Genomic DNA, 14,339 nt, shown 5'->3' with positions numbered 1-14,339 from the left:
TTTAAGTAAATAGAAATATTAAAATATTAAAATTATAAGATATAAATTAATTAATAAAAAGATTTTTTTATTAAAATAATAATTATTTTGTGATATAATAAATAAAATTATTCAAGGAGATATTATGTATTCAAAACAAGATCAAATTATTGCATCGTTAGAAGAAAAACTTAAAGATGCCAAGCAAAAGAAAAAAGATTTAGAAAATAAATTTTTTCTTGAATTAGGTAAGCAAGCAATGATGCTTTTAGAAAAAGAAAAAGAATTCTATTCTTTATTTGATGAGTTATGTAAAAAATATGATTTAAAAATAATAAATGATTTATCTATAAAGGAGAAAGAGCATGAAAGATAAATTTGAAAGCATTACAATAATATCAGTTGAAGATATGGATAAAAAAAGACAGGATATATTTTCAACTAATAAAGAATTTAAAGATAACGAAAAAAATGCATTGCTTCAATCTTTAGCTATGTTAGATGATATTATTAAAGCCAGTGCAAAAGAAAATTTAAAATTCCCCAACGAGTTTATAAAATTAAAAATAAAGCTCAATGGAAAAGAGCAAGAACTAAATACTCCTTTAGGCGTTGGGGCATTTAGTAAGGATTTAAACCACTTGATAAATTTATCAAATACGAATTTAAATAAAGAAGTTGCAGACAAAAATACAAACAAACAAGTATTTGAATTGTTAGAAAGATTTGGCGAAGGTGGTAAGTTTAAACAACCTGAAAAACAAGAAAATTTTAAAAATATATTTAATGATTTACGCTCAATAAATTTACACGATGAAGAATTAAATGGAGTTTATCAAGCTACTTTAGATTTTTTTGAAATGTTTAAAGATGGCAATGCAAAAGTTATTGATAATTCCAAACAAGCCATTTCGTTAAAAGAAGCACAGGCTACACAAAAACTTAAAGAAAACATTGTAGAAATTATAAAAGAAAATAAAGTTGCTAATGTAAAAGAGAGTCAAAAAGACATTTCAAAACCTATACATAGATAAAAGGAAAAAAGATGAATTATATTATTAATAAAGAAGCTGATTTTTATATAGAAAAATTAAAAAAACATCTACAAGATAATTGTTTTTTAGACACAAAAAAAGATAGTAAAAAAAATGTTTTTGATTTTTTCAAATGTGGTATTGATTATATGATTGATATTTTAGAATTAAATAGATTAGAACTTAATTATGAAGCTTATGGTTGTTCTATTAATGCAGAAAGTATTTTATGCTTTAATGAATTAGATAAGTGGAATGCTAAAATAGAATATGTAGCAGATAAATATAATAATATAGGTTTTTTTCTTTATATTTGTAAATTTGAATTAAAAGATTTTACATTAAATGAGTTAAAAAAACTAGATATAGATAATATTGTTAAACACGCAACAGAACACGCAACAGAATATGAATGTATAAAAAATAATAATATTTTTAAACTTGAATTAAATGATAAAATCACAAAAGAGAATTTAATAAATTGCATTATTTTTTATAGCAGAATTTATATTTTACTAAGAATTAAAAGCTCAGAAATTATTGAAAACATAATGTTTAAAAATACTAACATATCTAATAAAAACGATGTAATCAATTGGTAAAATGCAATGTTACTTTTTAAACAATAGAATATATAAATATAAGCATGGCAGTTAATAAAGCATATTTAACTTGTGATAAAACTCCATCTGGTGATGAAGTATATACACCTTTTTATGCAGTAGAACCATTACTAGAATTTATTCCTAAAAGCAAAACAATATGGTGTCCATTTGATAAGGAATGGTCAGCATTCGTTCAGCTTTTTACAAAAAATGGTAATAAGGTAATCTACTCTCACATTGATGATAGTAGGGGGGGGGGATTTTTTTTATTATGAACCTAAAGAACATTACGATATTATTATTTCAAATCCACCGTATAGCAAAAAAGATAAAGTCTTGAAAAAGTGCTACGAGTTAAATAAACCATTTTGCTTATTAATGCCAATAAATGCATTGCAAGGTAAGGCTAGAGTAGATTTATTTTTAAAATATGGGTTAGAACTAATAGTTTTTGATTTAAGGATAGATTATCACACTAATAGAAATTTTGAAAAAACGACTAAGGGAAATCATTTTGGTAGTGCTTATTTTTGCCATAATGTATTAAAAGAAAAAATGATTTTTAAAAAAATTAATAAATACGAGAAAAGTTTAAAATAATATGGCAGTTTTTTGGCTGAAGTATCTGCCATATATTAATTATTATAGCCAAAAAATATTAATAAAATTAAAAACATAATAAAAAAATGTTATAGATATATTCTAAACTAAAATAATTTAAAATAAACTATTTTAAATTATAAATTAATATAAATTCCAGACAAGTATTAATAAAATTCAGACTAGTGCATAAGATTACGGACTAGTCTATTTTATAGAGCAGACTAGTGTCAGACAAGCGTTAAAAATACTTAAAATTCATTACTTTTTTTGCTATTTTTTAAATTTTAATAATTTTTATATGTAAAAAATATACAGACTAGTCAGACTAGTCTATTTTATAGAGCAGACTAGTGGTCAGACTAGTGTCAGACAAGTAACAGACAATTAAAGTATTTTAATTATCATCTAATAAATCTATATTTATATTTTCTATGTCAACATAATTTATGAAATTACCATCAGAATCAATATTAGCTAATTTACCGCCTTGTGTGCCTATTCTTTTTAACTTTAATACTTCTTTAACATATCTTGCAAGCTGTTTATCTGTAACCATAACTTCTAAATTATTTTTTAGTAATTCAATTATTTCTTTATATGTTTTACCACATTGTAATGCAATAATTATTACTTCTTTGATTTCATCAAATATTTTAAAACGCATTTCTTCGTTATATGTTTCTATTTCATTCTTTAAAGCTTGTTTTAATTTGGGTAATTTTTTCTTAATATCGCTTATGTTGGCTTTATGTAACGGTGTAAGTTTATTATTTTCTTCTTTCATATTTTTCCTTTTACAGATCCTTAATGCTTAACTCGTTTATATCTATATGCTTAATAAATTTTCCTTCATCATCAATATAAGCAAATTTTCCACCATTGCCTCCAAATCGTTTAATTTTTAAATATTCTTTTAAGTAATCAGAAATTTGTTTTGCTAAAAGATCATTATTTTTTATAACAATAGAAGTATCATATATTGATTTAAGTTTTACATTATTATCTTTCATATAAGCTCCTAATTTTCACTAACCTAATATCTTTTCTTAAAGACAAAATAAATAAAACTAATGGAAATAAAAAAGTGGCTCCGGATGTAGGATTCGAACCTACGACCAAGCGGTTAACAGCCGCCTACTCTACCGCTGAGCTAATCCGGAATAAGTAGTAATCGTTAAGTAAAAGCGTAATAATAGCCAAGAAAATTTTGTTTGTCAAGAGTTTTTTGAAAAAAATATAAAAAAATGTGAAATTTAATAAAAAATGCTTTTAGTCAAAATGATTTATTGACTTAAAAGCACTTATAAATTATAAGTTTTTAAATAGTTTATAAGCAGGATTTATAAGCAATGCAGCACAAAATGCTTTTGCAATATCAGTTACTATGAAAGGATATAACCCTATACTAAGTATTTTATCCTTAGGAACATAAAAGCTTAAAATAAATAAGCCACAAATATAAAGCACCGCAGTAGCTACTAGAGCATATAAACTTAACGCAAAGACATTGTTTATATCATGGTCTTTAGCTTTTCCCATAATATAACCCATAGCAATCAAACCAAAAATATACCCACCACTAGGGCTTAAAATTGCGTGCAAACCACCACCGCTAGCAAATACAGGAAAGCCACACAAACCTTCTAAAAACCATAAAATCAAACTAAATAAAGCTAGTCTTGAGCCTAAAGCATAAGATATAGTTAAAACCACCATAGTTTGCATAGTAAAGGGTATGATGTCTATGCTTATTTTTAAATTAGCAGCAAATGCTATTAAAATACTTGCTAGTAATACTTTAGCTGTATTGCTTGCGGTATTTTTCTTTAAGCAAAAACTTTTTAAAGCTGCTAACATAATCCCTCCTTTGTAAAATTAAAAAATGATTATATACTAAAAATAATATTTATAAAGGAAGAATTATGAAAAAACATTTAATAGCCACTAGAGTAGGGGCGTTTTATTTAGAAGATGATAAAATAACGCCTTTTATTTACGATGAAGCCCCGACTGATTTGATTAATAATTACACAAGCAGAATAAATCATAGCTCAAGGATTAAAAATCCTTGCGTTAGGCGTGGATTTTTAGATGGTTCTAAGGATAGATTAGATGATGAGTTTATAGAGATTTCTTGGGATAAAGCCTTTGAATTAATTGCAAATAATCTTAAAAAATATTATGAAAAATATGGCTCTAGCAGTATTTACGCTGAAAGTTACGAATGGGGTGGGGTAGGTAAAATTGGCTGGGGTAGAATGCTAATTCATAGACTTATCAATGCTCTTGGTGGCGGGGTCTTTGAGTTAGGAGATTATTCAACCGGCTCTGCAATAGCTAGTATGCCTTATGTTTTTAGCTCATCTTGTGTTTATGAAAGAGCAACTGATTATAAAGAAATAATCAAACACGCTAAAGTAGTGGTGTTTTGGGGAGCTAATCCTATTATTACGAGTAAAATTGCTCACGATATTCCTATGCACGAACACGAAAAATATCTAAAACAAATGGCTGAAAATAAAGATATTGAAGTAATTTTTATAGATATTAGAGCTAATGAGAGTGCAAAAATGATGAATGCAACAACTCTAACTCCTAATTCAAATTCTGATATGGCGATGGCTATTGGAATGTGTAATTATCTTTATACTAATAATCTTTATGATAAAGAATTTATAGAGAGTAAAACCACAGGATTTGATACATTTAAAGACTATTTTCTAGGTATAAACGACGGGGTAAATAAGGACTTAGAATGGGCTAGTAAGATTTGTGGTATTAGCAAAAATGATTTAGAAAATCTAGCCTTAAAGCTTAAAAATAATCCTAGTAATATTTTATTAGGTAGGTCAATTCAAAGACAATTAAACGGAGAATTTAACTACCTAGCAATAATTTGCTTAGCTGCTATGTGCGGATATATAGGCAAAGATGGTTTAGGGATTGAGTTTAATTTAAGCAGTGGTTGCAAGGGTGAGAGTGCAAAAAATACAGAAAAATTAAGCGATATAAATGCACTTTTAGGCGAAATAAAAGGCAAAAATCATTATATCCCAAGCTCAAGACTTAGCGAGTGCTTATTAAGGCCTAATACAAAAAGCACTTATAAAGATGAAGAAATCATCTATCCTGATATAAAATTAATGATAAATGCTTGTGGCTCATACCTTACCCATCAGCCAAATAGCAATGAGAGTTTAAAGGCTTTAAATAATCTTGAGTGCATTATCACACTTGAGCCTTTTTGGACGGCTCAAGCTAAGATGAGTGATATTGTTTTGCCTATTGCTATTGAAGGGGAGCGTTATGATATAGAGCAAAGCACGAATAAAGAAATAATTTTTGCACTAAAACCTATAAAAGAGCCTTTTTATAACACAAAAAGTGATTTTGAAATATGCAAAGAAATAGCAAAAAGATTTAATAAATCTTATGAATTTTGCCGTGATTTAGATGAATTAGACTTAGTAAAATTAGCTTATTTAGATATTAAAGAAAGATATTTTAAAAAAGGAATAATTTTAAGTGAGTTTGATGAGTTTTTAGAAAAATCTTATGAAAAAGTGCAGGGCTTAAGCGAGTTAGAGCCTTTTACAAGATTTAAAAACATAAAAAATATTAATTTAAGTATAAAAAACAATATCGCAAAATACGAGCAAAAAGATGAGCTTTTAAGCAAATATCCTTTATTTTTAACTTCTGCACATAGTCCTTATAGACTTCATTCACAACTACATAATAGCGATATAAGAGATAGTGAAAATGATTTAGAGCCTGTTTATTTGCATAAAGATTTAGCTATTAAAAAGGGTATTAAGCAAGGAGATATTGTAAGAGTTTTTAATGATAGGGGCGAGATTTTAGTGGGGGCTAGAATAATTTGTGATATTAATCCTAATAATATTTTGATTTTTCAAGGTGCTTGGTGGCAAATTGATGGTAAAAGGTGCCTAAATGGAAATGTAAATGTGCTAACAAGCTCAAGCCCAAGTTCAGCGGTATCAAATAGCAACACAGCTCACACTTGTAAAGTAGATATAGAAAAATTTAATGGCACTAAAAACTGGGAGAAAGACTGCTTTAAAGCTCCGAAAATTATTAAGAATTTATAATTTAAATTCTTATTTTAATTATCCTAAAAACTAGGATAATTAAAATTCTTTTTTGTTTAAATCATCTAAAATATTGCTAGCTAGACTATCTACGCTATTTGCAGCTTTATTTGTATCATTTGCAATATTATCATTTTCTTTACTTAGCTCATCAATTTCGTTTATGGTTGTATTGATTAGATTAATTGCTTGAGTTTGCTCATCTATACTCATACCAATATCGTGAATTTGTTGGACTAATAATTTTACATTAGCTTCTACTTGATTTAATGATGAGCTAGTGTTATTAGCTAATTTGCCAACTTCACTTGCAACCACGCTAAATCCACGCCCATGCTCACCTGCACGCGCTGCTTCAATAGCAGCATTTAAGGCTAATAAATTTGTATCTTCTGCAATGCCTCTAATAACATCAATAACGCTTTTTATGCTATCGCTTTGTTGAATGATTTCTTGGCTTTTTTGAGCTACTGCAGTCATTGAGCTTGACATTTGATTGATTGCTACTGCACTTTCTTCAAGGTTGTTTTTAGCCTTTTTGCTACCATTTAATAAAAGCTTCATATTTTCTTTTAAATTATTAGAATTTGATTTTAAAGTATTGCTTATATTTTCTTGAGAATAAAGCATATTTTTAATTTCTTGTTGCAAGGTATTTAGGCTATTTTCTATTTCTCCTATTGGGTTTTTTATATTATTTTTAAATTTCATATTTGAGTATTCTTTTAATAGTTCATCAATTTGGTTAATATCTTTTCCTATTTTTAGTTTTAGAGTTTGCAACATTTCTTTTAGAATTTCTTTTAATTCTTTTATTTTTGGATTGTAAGGTTCGCTGGTGATTTCATTATTTAAATTACCTTGTTTGATAGAATTTGTAATATTTGTAATTTCATTTATACAGGTTTGGTCTTTTTCATAATTTTGCTTTAGTTCTAATACGGTTGCATTTATTTGCATAGCCATTTTGCCAAATTCATCTTTATTATTTGTGATTATTTTATCTACATCATTGCTTTTATATCTTAAAAAATCAAAAAAGCTATTAAGACCAGTATTAATTAAACTAAGATTTTTAATGATATTTTTAGATATTATATAGGCTAAAAACATATTTAAAATCTGTGCTAATAAGGCTATTATTATTTGAATAATTATTTCTTGTTGAGCTTCAGACTTATTTATATTTGCTTTATTTAGAATTTGATTTGTTATTTCGTTTTCTAATTTTTTATAATCTTCTATCACATTAGTAGCTACTTGGAAAAACTCATTTGCATTTATATTAAAATTACCATTTATATTATTATTCATAGCAGTTGATATAAATTCTTGAAGTTTTTTATAGCTTTCAAGATTTGAAAGATTTTTTAAATATTCATCAATAAAATTAATCTTTAGTTCTTTTAATTCTTGTAATTTTCCAGTAATGCTTGTATTTAAATAGCTAATGTTTGAAAAAGTATTAATATCCATAGTATTGGCATTAAATACTCCGTTTAAAGTCCCTCTTAATAATCCATATCTTTCTTTAGTAGTAGATACTAAATTAAGAGCATCGCTTAAACTAGCATAGCTTTCATCAAGACTTTGAGAAATATCTTTTACTTTTTTGATTTGTTGATTTATTAAATTGGTATAATTTTGTAATACTATAGCTCTATTGGCTTTATTATCAACCATATTTCTTAGATTATCAACTTCATTTTTTAATTCATTATTTAAAACAAATTTATTTCTATGTTCTATTAGTGCTTGCTTATTAGCACCAGCTAAAAATCCTACGCTAAGACCACGCTCTACTTGTAATAAATGAATTATTTCACTATTTGTTGATATGATTTTTACGCTATCTTGAGCAATTATTGAAGAATTATATGTTTCATAACTCTTTTTAATTAGCAAAATATTATAAATTAATAATATAATTAAAAATGTGCTTGTAAGCAATAAAAGTTTTTTAGAAATAGATATTTTAGAAATCATAAGTCCCCTTAATTAATAGATTTAGATTTTTATTTTAAAGTTTTTTAAAGAATTATATAAATTTTAGGAGAACGGATGAAATTTTTTTTAATTTTTTGTATGTTTTTTTCAACTTTACTTGGTAATTCATTTAAGGGTAGTGATTTTGATGAATTAAAAAGTATTGATGTAAGAGATTATTATATTAGCGAATATATTGATGGTATGGGTGCAAACTGGGATGGTAAAAAGTTATATAATAATCATAATCAAACTTATGAAATTAGCAAAGATTTTACAAAGGATTTTCCACCTTTTGAGATAAAAGGTCTTTTATTTTGTGGGACAGATTATTATGATACCTTTAATGATGTTATGTTAAACAAGCTTAAATGTGCTAAGTTTTATGTGGTTGATGTCCCTAATCAAAAGGGAGATTTAAAGGATAGATTAAATTATTTAAGAGATTATTTAAAAGAACACCCTAATAAAAATATTACATTCGTAGTTCAGAATGAATTTAATAGTGAAGATGAATTTGTAGATTTTTTTAATGAAGTTATATTAAAAGAATCAGAGGGCGTATATTTACACAAAAAGAACACTAATTATGATGTTCCAAGACAAGATAAAATAGTTCAAATTAGAAAATTTTATAAAGACAATTGCGTTATATCAAAAACTAATTTAAACAATGAAGGTAAGCTAATTAATTATGAATGCCAATGGAAAAAGATTAACGCTTTAAGAGCTCTTACTAAATTTACCGATGAAAAATTAAATAATAACGAGCTTACAACTATTACTATAGGCAGTGGTTTTAATATTAACGAAATAAATAAACCATTAAACATAGGAACCAAGATTGCATTTAAGTATTATAAACTTGATAAAGATGGAAAACCTATGCATAGCGTATTTATTAGAAGTTTTTAAGGAGTGGGTATGAAAAAATTATTGTTTGTCGCTAGTTTTATTGCTGTATTTTTTAGTGCTTGCAACGATGAAGCTAAAACTACAAGTATTAAAACTGGAGATATATTAACTTTAAAAAGTTGGGATAATCAAGAAATAAAAATCAAAAGAGAAGAAAATGGCTTTAGTTTGGTTGATAGCAATAAAATTTTAATTATTGATATATTTGGGACTTTTTGTCAGCCTTGTAGAGCCGAAGCTCCAATGCTTTTTGATATACAATCAAAGCATTTAGATGATTTAGTGTTTGTTGGATTATCTTATGCAGAAGAAGCTGATAATGAAAAATTAAAAGAATTTGCAAAGAACTATAATGCGTATTATTTTTTAACAAATGATAAAAGAGCAGATTTGATAGTAGAAGCAATAACAGATGATATAAAATATAATACTCAGGTTCAATTACCTTTTAAAGTAATGTTAAAAGATGGTAAATATCAAAAATTAGGAAATGAGTATTTTATTTTAGGTAAAGCCGATGAAGGATTATTAAGAGAAAGTATAAATAAAGCAAAGGAAAATAAATGAAAAAATCTTTAATCTTATTAAGTATATTAGTGTTGTTTGGTTGTGTAAATACTAACAATGTTGAGGTAGCAAAAGAAGTGAAAAAATTAGAAAATAAAGAATATAAAATATCAAAAATTATAGTTAAAGACACAAATAAAGAATATAGCAATTCTAGTAATTGGTCTTTAATAATTGAAGATAATAAATTAGGTATGTTTGTAGGTTGCAATAGAATTTTTAGTGCTATAAAACAAGAAAATAATAATATTTATTATGAAAATCCAGCAAGCACAAAAATGATGTGTCCTAATCAAGTAATGGAAGTAGAAAACGCAGTTGCTAGTAGTCTTACAAGTATGCAAATAATAGAAAATGGCTTAGAAAACGATAAAGTAAAAATTATTTTTGAATAATGATTTTTCTAGCAAACAAACCAATTAATATTAGCTCTAATTCTTACGCTTTAAAATTAGGTAAAAAATTAGGGCTAAAACTAGGATATTCAGGCACACTTGACCCATTTGCTAGTGGGGCATTACTCTGTGCTGATAAAAAACACGCAAAATTATTTCGCTTTTTAAATCTTGAGCCAAAAGTCTATGAAGCAACGATTTGGCTTGGTGCAATTAGCCCTAGCTTGGATAATGAAAACATAAGCTTTTGTAGTGTTAAAGAGCCTAGTTTAGAGCAAATTATGCAAGCTTTTGCTAAGTATCAAGGAGATATAACTTACACTCCGCCTATATTTTGTGCTAAAAAAATCAATGGCAAAAGAGCGTATGAGTTAGCTAGAAATGGCGAAAAGGTTGAGCTAAATGAGTGTGTAATGAGTGTAAAAGCGGAGTTTTTGCATTATAATTTCCCTTTTATTAGTTTTAGATTAAGTGCTAGCAAAGGCACTTATGTTCGTTCATACGCTAAGCTAATTTGCGATGAATTAGGCGTAAAAGGGACTTTGAGTGCTTTAAGAAGACTTAGTGAAGGCGGCTTTAAAGATTTTATAAATTATGATGCTTTTGGAAGTGTTGATTTAGAAGAAAATTTTTATTTAGGCGATATAAACGACTTGCTATTAGGCAAAAAATTAAGCTTAAATGATTTTAAAAAACAAGATTATAAAACCTATAAAATAGATTTAGGAGATTGTTTTAGCATTATTAGATTAGATGAAAAAATAGAATATATTTTAAATAAGGTGGAAAAATGTTAGTAGTATCAAGAAATGCAGGCGAAGGAATAGTTATTGATGGTGGGATTAAAATTAAGATTTTTGAAATAAAGGGTGATTCGGTAAAAATCGGTATAGAAGCTCCTAAACAAACTTTAATTTTAAGAGATGAATTAGTAGATTCTATAAAAGATGAAAATATCCAATCAGCTGCATCTTCAAGTGAATTGCTAGATAGTTTAGTAAGCTCACTTTCAATGTATAAAAAAGATAAATAATGAAAGCTTTTGCAAAGATTAATATCTTTTTAAAAATTACAGGCAAAAAAGATAATTATCATCAATTAATTTCAAGATTTTATAGAATTGATAATTTATATGATGAGCTTTATTTTATACCTAAAAGCGAAGCTAGGAATTTGGATAAAACTTTAATTCCTAATTTAAATTCTTTATTAAAAATCAATGGAATTACTTATGAAAATGAGTTTAAACAAGATGTTTTGATGGATAAATTTTATTTGATAAATGATAATTTAGTAAGTAATTTTTATTCTAAAAGCGATATTTTTTCAAAAGTTTTAAGTCTGATTGATGAGAATTTAAAACAAGAATTTCAAAATAATTTTGCTTTAGTTTTACACAAAAATATCCCTACTTTTGCAGGACTTGGCGGTGCTAGTTCTAATGCTGCTTGTTTTATAAAACTATTAAATGATATAAAGCCTTTTGATACTAAAGCAATTGCTAGGCTTAGTGGGGCTGATGTGAGCTTTTTTGAAAGTGGGTTAAAGAGTGCTAATGTTAGTGGATATGGTGAGATAATTGATGATTTTAGCGATGATTTATGCGATTTTTCATTAGAATTTAGCACACCTTGTAGCACAAAAGATGTTTTTAGTGAATTTGCAAAAGAGCCAAAATATTATGCAAATGATGAATTAAGTAAATTAAAGACAAAAGAGCTTTTAAATAATTTTACAAATTATGATTTAAACGATTTGCTAAAACCTTGCAATGCTTTATATTCTATCACTTTAGACTATGCTAATAAGGGCTTATTTTTAAGTGGTAGTGGGGGTAGTTTTTTTAAACTTAAATCATAATTTATCTAATTTGTTTTAGTTTAGAATTGTTTATTTTAAACATTTTTGATGAACTTTTTTGAGCTAAATCCAAATCCACAATCACATTAGCTATATTTTTTGCATAATTTATATCAAATTCATACCCGTGCAAATTTGCACTACTTGAGTATAAATATTTAAAATTCTTTAAAAATAAACTATGTTTATTATCATTTACTAGCCTAAATGATATTTGGTTTTTATATATAAAGGTTGTTTTTTTAGCTTTTCTTACTTGATTTTTAAATTTATTTGGAACTCTTGCAAGGTTTTTAAGGCTAGTTAGATATGTGCTTGTGATTATGCAAGGTTTATTGATTTCTCTTTTTTTAGCTAAATTAATTTCTTTATAATCTTTACTTAAAAATCCAGCTGTAGTATCGGTTTGTGCTAGATAAATCATTTAACAAAACTTGGAATTTTATTTAATATCATAGTTGTAAAATCTATCATTTGATTCATCATCCAAGGCATTAAGAATATTATTATTACAACAACTAAAATGATTTTTGGCACAAAACTTAAAGTCATTTCGTTAATTTGCGTAGTCGCTTGAAATATACTTATTAAAAGTCCTGCAATAAGTCCAGCTAAGAGCATCGGAAGTGATAATAAAAGTGCTATTTTAAAAGTTGATACCCCAAGTGCAACTAAAGTGCTTTCCATATTAATCCTTATCATCAAAGTGTTAAACAATTTTAGGCAAAATTACTTAACTATTTATTATTAAAAAACAAGGAATACCCATTAGAAACGATTTTATTAAATTATTAAAAGAAATAGACATAAACCTTTGGCTACTTGTTTCTATATTTATTACACATTGTGTTTATTGTTTTTTGTTTTTAATTAATGGTATTTTTCCTATGGCTATTTTTAATATTTACTCAATAACGAGTTATTTTGTAGCAATTTGCTTTTATTTAAAAGACAAAATAACAGCAGCGTTTTTTGTAGCATTTGCCGAAATATTTTTACACCAAATTATGGGTTCTTATTATTTAGGGTTTGAAAGTGGATTTAGCACTATTATGATGTGCTTATTTTTCTTGCAATTTACATTTTTTAGCAAGTGGCTTTATAGAATATCAGTAAGTTTATTTTTGCTTTTTAGCATATATGGTTTATATTATTTTAGACATTATTTAGTAGGTGAATATAGTAATAGTCAAGATTTGTTTTTCTATATTAATACATTTTCAAGTTCGGTATTTATGTTAATTTATGGTGGTCTTGCAACGGTTACTTCAAATAAAAAATTATCCGACTTAACTTATTTGGTTTATAGAGATTTTCTAACAGGTCTTTTTAATAGAAAGTATTTTGAAGAAAAGATAATTCCTAACTTTAATAAAGATGAATCAATTTTAATAGCTGTTTGTGATATAGATAATTTCAAAAGAATTAATGATACTTATGGTCATGATATAGGCGATATAGTTTTAAAAAGTGTAGCATCAGCAATTCAGTATGAAATGTTAGGGCTTAAAGGCGTTGTTTCTAGATGGGGTGGCGAAGAATTTGTAGTGAAATTAAATGTAAAAAACAATCAAGAAGCAGAATACTATATGAATGTAGTAAAAAATTCAGTTTCAAAACAAGAATTGAAAAAATATAACATACAACCAACTATAACAATTGGTGGTATTTTTATTAAAAATCCTTGTAAAGATAGTTTTGAGCATTATTTTAAAATTGCCGATCAAGAATTATATTTTGGTAAAAAAAGCGGCAAAAATTGTGTAAATATACAAGTTTCATAATTTTTTTATAATTAAGTTTAATTTAAGAAAAAAAATATATAATTCTGTCTTTATTTCATAAGTGCGGGAATAGCTCAGTGGTAGAGCACAACCTTGCCAAGGTTGGGGTCGCGAGTTCGAACCTCGTTTCCCGCTCCATTATTTTACATATTTTGCCCAGATGGCGGAAATGGTAGACGCAAGGGACTTAAAATCCCTCGGTAGTTTTTACCGTGCCGGTTCAAGTCCGGCTCTGGGCACCATAAGGTGATATAGCCAAGCGGTAAGGCATGGGCCTGCAAAGCCTTGATCCTCGGTTCAAATCCGAGTATCACCTCCAATAAGGCTTTTGCAAAAAATCTTTTATCGCTTGTTTGATAATTTTTCGGGAGATGGCTGAGTGGTCGAAAGCGGCGGTCTTGAAAACCGTTGAGGTGCAAGCCTCCAGGGGTTCGAATCCCTTTCTCCCGGCCACTTCATTTTTAACAATCTTTTTCATTTTATATTTTTTTAAAAAAGT

Annotated in this window: 19 protein-coding genes, 5 tRNA genes and 1 pseudogene; 17 read left to right on the top strand and 8 right to left on the bottom strand. The window is 26.9% G+C overall.

Translation table 11 applies throughout. The annotated features are described in order from the left end of the window. Nucleotides 1-124: 124 nt before the first annotated feature. Genes AVBRAN9331_RS02160 through AVBRAN9331_RS02140 form a run of 5 tightly spaced genes read left to right on the top strand, consistent with a single transcriptional unit; the run spans nucleotide 125 to nucleotide 2,218 of the window. Nucleotides 125-355 (top strand): hypothetical protein, encoded by a 231-nt coding sequence (locus AVBRAN9331_RS02160; RefSeq protein WP_239803178.1) that lies wholly within the window; start codon nucleotides 125-127, stop codon nucleotides 353-355. Continuing rightward, a complete protein-coding gene (locus AVBRAN9331_RS02155; protein WP_239803177.1) occupies nucleotides 345-1,013 on the top strand; it encodes a hypothetical protein in 669 nt (222 codons plus the stop codon). The genes AVBRAN9331_RS02160 and AVBRAN9331_RS02155 overlap by 11 nt, the downstream gene beginning before the upstream one ends. A gap of 11 nt (nucleotides 1,014-1,024) precedes the next feature. Next, a complete protein-coding gene (locus AVBRAN9331_RS02150; RefSeq protein ID WP_239803176.1) occupies nucleotides 1,025-1,615 on the top strand; it encodes a hypothetical protein in 591 nt (196 codons plus the stop codon). Between the two features lie 44 nt (nucleotides 1,616-1,659). After that, nucleotides 1,660-1,893: a hypothetical protein gene (locus AVBRAN9331_RS02145; protein ID WP_336612324.1), complete on the top strand. Its 234-nt coding sequence runs from the start codon at nucleotides 1,660-1,662 to the stop codon at nucleotides 1,891-1,893. After that, nucleotides 1,859-2,218, top strand: coding sequence for a hypothetical protein (locus tag AVBRAN9331_RS02140; protein ID WP_336612323.1), 360 nt, complete (start codon nucleotides 1,859-1,861; stop codon nucleotides 2,216-2,218). Before AVBRAN9331_RS02145 ends, AVBRAN9331_RS02140 begins: the two co-directional genes overlap by 35 nt. Before the next feature lie 397 nt (nucleotides 2,219-2,615). Here the strand turns inward: AVBRAN9331_RS02140 and AVBRAN9331_RS02135 are convergent, their stop codons facing one another. From AVBRAN9331_RS02135 to AVBRAN9331_RS02120, 4 genes are all read right to left on the bottom strand, one after another. After that, on the bottom strand, nucleotides 2,616-3,005 hold the full coding sequence (locus AVBRAN9331_RS02135; protein ID WP_239803174.1) for a hypothetical protein: 390 nt from the start codon (nucleotides 3,003-3,005) through the stop codon (nucleotides 2,616-2,618). Between the two features lie 10 nt (nucleotides 3,006-3,015). After that, nucleotides 3,016-3,231, bottom strand: coding sequence for a hypothetical protein (locus AVBRAN9331_RS02130; RefSeq protein ID WP_239803173.1), 216 nt, complete (start codon nucleotides 3,229-3,231; stop codon nucleotides 3,016-3,018). Nucleotides 3,232-3,306: 75 nt separating this feature from the next. Beyond that, nucleotides 3,307-3,381, bottom strand: a tRNA-Asn gene (locus tag AVBRAN9331_RS02125). Nucleotides 3,382-3,529: 148 nt separating this feature from the next. Next, nucleotides 3,530-4,078 carry a biotin transporter BioY gene (locus AVBRAN9331_RS02120; protein WP_214116243.1) on the bottom strand — a complete coding sequence of 183 codons (549 nt, stop codon included), beginning with the start codon at nucleotides 4,076-4,078 and terminating at the stop codon, nucleotides 3,530-3,532. Between the two features lie 65 nt (nucleotides 4,079-4,143). Here AVBRAN9331_RS02120 and AVBRAN9331_RS02115 point away from each other — a divergent pair, with 65 nt between their 5' ends. Further along, complete coding sequence (locus AVBRAN9331_RS02115; RefSeq protein WP_336612322.1) at nucleotides 4,144-6,333, top strand: molybdopterin-dependent oxidoreductase; 2,190 nt, start codon at nucleotides 4,144-4,146, stop codon at nucleotides 6,331-6,333. 39 nt (nucleotides 6,334-6,372) lie between these two features. On the opposite strand, the gene AVBRAN9331_RS09850 is transcribed toward AVBRAN9331_RS02115, so the two are convergent. Continuing rightward, nucleotides 6,373-6,897 (bottom strand): methyl-accepting chemotaxis protein, encoded by a 525-nt coding sequence (locus AVBRAN9331_RS09850; RefSeq protein WP_442862289.1) that lies wholly within the window; start codon nucleotides 6,895-6,897, stop codon nucleotides 6,373-6,375. A gap of 648 nt (nucleotides 6,898-7,545) precedes the next feature. Further along, a pseudogene (locus AVBRAN9331_RS09845) lies at nucleotides 7,546-8,319 on the bottom strand (nitrate- and nitrite sensing domain-containing protein); the annotation flags it as partial. A 75-nt stretch (nucleotides 8,320-8,394) separates the two neighbouring features. Between AVBRAN9331_RS09845 and AVBRAN9331_RS02105 the strand changes: the two are divergent. The 6 genes from AVBRAN9331_RS02105 to AVBRAN9331_RS02080 are packed head-to-tail and all read left to right on the top strand — an operon-like array spanning nucleotide 8,395 to nucleotide 12,056. Continuing rightward, nucleotides 8,395-9,234 carry a hypothetical protein gene (locus AVBRAN9331_RS02105; protein WP_336612320.1) on the top strand — a complete coding sequence of 280 codons (840 nt, stop codon included), beginning with the start codon at nucleotides 8,395-8,397 and terminating at the stop codon, nucleotides 9,232-9,234. A 9-nt stretch (nucleotides 9,235-9,243) separates the two neighbouring features. Further along, nucleotides 9,244-9,801 (top strand): TlpA family protein disulfide reductase, encoded by a 558-nt coding sequence (locus AVBRAN9331_RS02100; protein ID WP_239803169.1) that lies wholly within the window; start codon nucleotides 9,244-9,246, stop codon nucleotides 9,799-9,801. Continuing rightward, nucleotides 9,798-10,196, top strand: coding sequence for an META domain-containing protein (locus AVBRAN9331_RS02095; RefSeq protein WP_336612319.1), 399 nt, complete (start codon nucleotides 9,798-9,800; stop codon nucleotides 10,194-10,196). The genes AVBRAN9331_RS02100 and AVBRAN9331_RS02095 overlap by 4 nt, the downstream gene beginning before the upstream one ends. Then, nucleotides 10,196-10,993 (top strand): tRNA pseudouridine(55) synthase TruB, encoded by a 798-nt coding sequence (truB, locus tag AVBRAN9331_RS02090; protein WP_336612318.1) that lies wholly within the window; start codon nucleotides 10,196-10,198, stop codon nucleotides 10,991-10,993. Before AVBRAN9331_RS02095 ends, truB begins: the two co-directional genes overlap by 1 nt. After that, complete coding sequence (gene csrA, locus AVBRAN9331_RS02085) at nucleotides 10,987-11,229, top strand: carbon storage regulator CsrA (RefSeq protein ID WP_214116264.1); 243 nt, start codon at nucleotides 10,987-10,989, stop codon at nucleotides 11,227-11,229. Before truB ends, csrA begins: the two co-directional genes overlap by 7 nt. Beyond that, a complete protein-coding gene (locus tag AVBRAN9331_RS02080) occupies nucleotides 11,229-12,056 on the top strand; it encodes a 4-(cytidine 5'-diphospho)-2-C-methyl-D-erythritol kinase (RefSeq protein ID WP_336612317.1) in 828 nt (275 codons plus the stop codon). The genes csrA and AVBRAN9331_RS02080 overlap by 1 nt, the downstream gene beginning before the upstream one ends. A gap of 1 nt (nucleotide 12,057) precedes the next feature. Here AVBRAN9331_RS02080 and AVBRAN9331_RS02075 read toward each other — a convergent pair whose 3' ends face one another. Continuing rightward, nucleotides 12,058-12,480 (bottom strand): Sua5 YciO YrdC YwlC family protein, encoded by a 423-nt coding sequence (locus AVBRAN9331_RS02075; protein ID WP_214116267.1) that lies wholly within the window; start codon nucleotides 12,478-12,480, stop codon nucleotides 12,058-12,060. After that, nucleotides 12,477-12,743 carry a flagellar biosynthesis protein FliQ gene (gene fliQ / locus AVBRAN9331_RS02070; RefSeq protein ID WP_214116269.1) on the bottom strand — a complete coding sequence of 89 codons (267 nt, stop codon included), beginning with the start codon at nucleotides 12,741-12,743 and terminating at the stop codon, nucleotides 12,477-12,479. The genes AVBRAN9331_RS02075 and fliQ overlap by 4 nt, the downstream gene beginning before the upstream one ends. A gap of 200 nt (nucleotides 12,744-12,943) precedes the next feature. Here fliQ and AVBRAN9331_RS02065 point away from each other — a divergent pair, with 200 nt between their 5' ends. The 5 genes from AVBRAN9331_RS02065 to AVBRAN9331_RS02045 all read left to right on the top strand — a co-directional run bounded on the left by AVBRAN9331_RS02065 (nucleotide 12,944) and on the right by AVBRAN9331_RS02045 (nucleotide 14,293). Beyond that, nucleotides 12,944-13,840 carry a GGDEF domain-containing protein gene (locus tag AVBRAN9331_RS02065; protein WP_336612316.1) on the top strand — a complete coding sequence of 299 codons (897 nt, stop codon included), beginning with the start codon at nucleotides 12,944-12,946 and terminating at the stop codon, nucleotides 13,838-13,840. 63 nt (nucleotides 13,841-13,903) lie between these two features. After that, nucleotides 13,904-13,978, top strand: a tRNA-Gly gene (locus AVBRAN9331_RS02060). A gap of 16 nt (nucleotides 13,979-13,994) precedes the next feature. Then, nucleotides 13,995-14,082: transfer RNA gene (locus AVBRAN9331_RS02055), tRNA-Leu, on the top strand. Nucleotides 14,083-14,085: 3 nt separating this feature from the next. Further along, nucleotides 14,086-14,159: transfer RNA gene (locus AVBRAN9331_RS02050), tRNA-Cys, on the top strand. A gap of 46 nt (nucleotides 14,160-14,205) precedes the next feature. After that, nucleotides 14,206-14,293 (top strand) — tRNA-Ser (locus AVBRAN9331_RS02045). The last annotated feature ends 46 nt before the right edge of the window (nucleotides 14,294-14,339 follow it).

It is taken from the genome of Campylobacter sp. RM9331 (genome assembly GCF_020137685.1).
Taxonomy (GTDB): domain Bacteria; phylum Campylobacterota; class Campylobacteria; order Campylobacterales; family Campylobacteraceae; genus Campylobacter_E.
This window is presented reverse-complemented; position numbering and strand designations above follow the sequence as displayed.

Coding starts and splice junctions, on each gene's coding strand:
- fliQ (WP_214116269.1), bottom strand. CDS start 12,743: ATGGAAAGCACTTTAGTTGCACTTGGGGTATCAACTTTTAAAATAGCA.
- AVBRAN9331_RS02120 (WP_214116243.1), bottom strand. CDS start 4,078: ATGTTAGCAGCTTTAAAAAGTTTTTGCTTAAAGAAAAATACCGCAAGC.
- AVBRAN9331_RS02100 (WP_239803169.1), top strand. CDS start 9,244: ATGAAAAAATTATTGTTTGTCGCTAGTTTTATTGCTGTATTTTTTAGT.
- AVBRAN9331_RS02135 (WP_239803174.1), bottom strand. CDS start 3,005: ATGAAAGAAGAAAATAATAAACTTACACCGTTACATAAAGCCAACATA.
- AVBRAN9331_RS02150 (WP_239803176.1), top strand. CDS start 1,025: ATGAATTATATTATTAATAAAGAAGCTGATTTTTATATAGAAAAATTA.
- AVBRAN9331_RS02065 (WP_336612316.1), top strand. CDS start 12,944: ATGGCTATTTTTAATATTTACTCAATAACGAGTTATTTTGTAGCAATT.
- AVBRAN9331_RS02115 (WP_336612322.1), top strand. CDS start 4,144: ATGAAAAAACATTTAATAGCCACTAGAGTAGGGGCGTTTTATTTAGAA.
- AVBRAN9331_RS02130 (WP_239803173.1), bottom strand. CDS start 3,231: ATGAAAGATAATAATGTAAAACTTAAATCAATATATGATACTTCTATT.
- AVBRAN9331_RS02160 (WP_239803178.1), top strand. CDS start 125: ATGTATTCAAAACAAGATCAAATTATTGCATCGTTAGAAGAAAAACTT.
- AVBRAN9331_RS02105 (WP_336612320.1), top strand. CDS start 8,395: ATGAAATTTTTTTTAATTTTTTGTATGTTTTTTTCAACTTTACTTGGT.
- truB (WP_336612318.1), top strand. CDS start 10,196: ATGATTTTTCTAGCAAACAAACCAATTAATATTAGCTCTAATTCTTAC.
- AVBRAN9331_RS02075 (WP_214116267.1), bottom strand. CDS start 12,480: ATGATTTATCTAGCACAAACCGATACTACAGCTGGATTTTTAAGTAAA.
- AVBRAN9331_RS09850 (WP_442862289.1), bottom strand. CDS start 6,897: ATGAAGCTTTTATTAAATGGTAGCAAAAAGGCTAAAAACAACCTTGAA.
- AVBRAN9331_RS02095 (WP_336612319.1), top strand. CDS start 9,798: ATGAAAAAATCTTTAATCTTATTAAGTATATTAGTGTTGTTTGGTTGT.
- AVBRAN9331_RS02145 (WP_336612324.1), top strand. CDS start 1,660: ATGGCAGTTAATAAAGCATATTTAACTTGTGATAAAACTCCATCTGGT.
- AVBRAN9331_RS02080 (WP_336612317.1), top strand. CDS start 11,229: ATGAAAGCTTTTGCAAAGATTAATATCTTTTTAAAAATTACAGGCAAA.
- AVBRAN9331_RS02155 (WP_239803177.1), top strand. CDS start 345: ATGAAAGATAAATTTGAAAGCATTACAATAATATCAGTTGAAGATATG.
- csrA (WP_214116264.1), top strand. CDS start 10,987: ATGTTAGTAGTATCAAGAAATGCAGGCGAAGGAATAGTTATTGATGGT.
- AVBRAN9331_RS02140 (WP_336612323.1), top strand. CDS start 1,859: ATGATAGTAGGGGGGGGGGATTTTTTTTATTATGAACCTAAAGAACAT.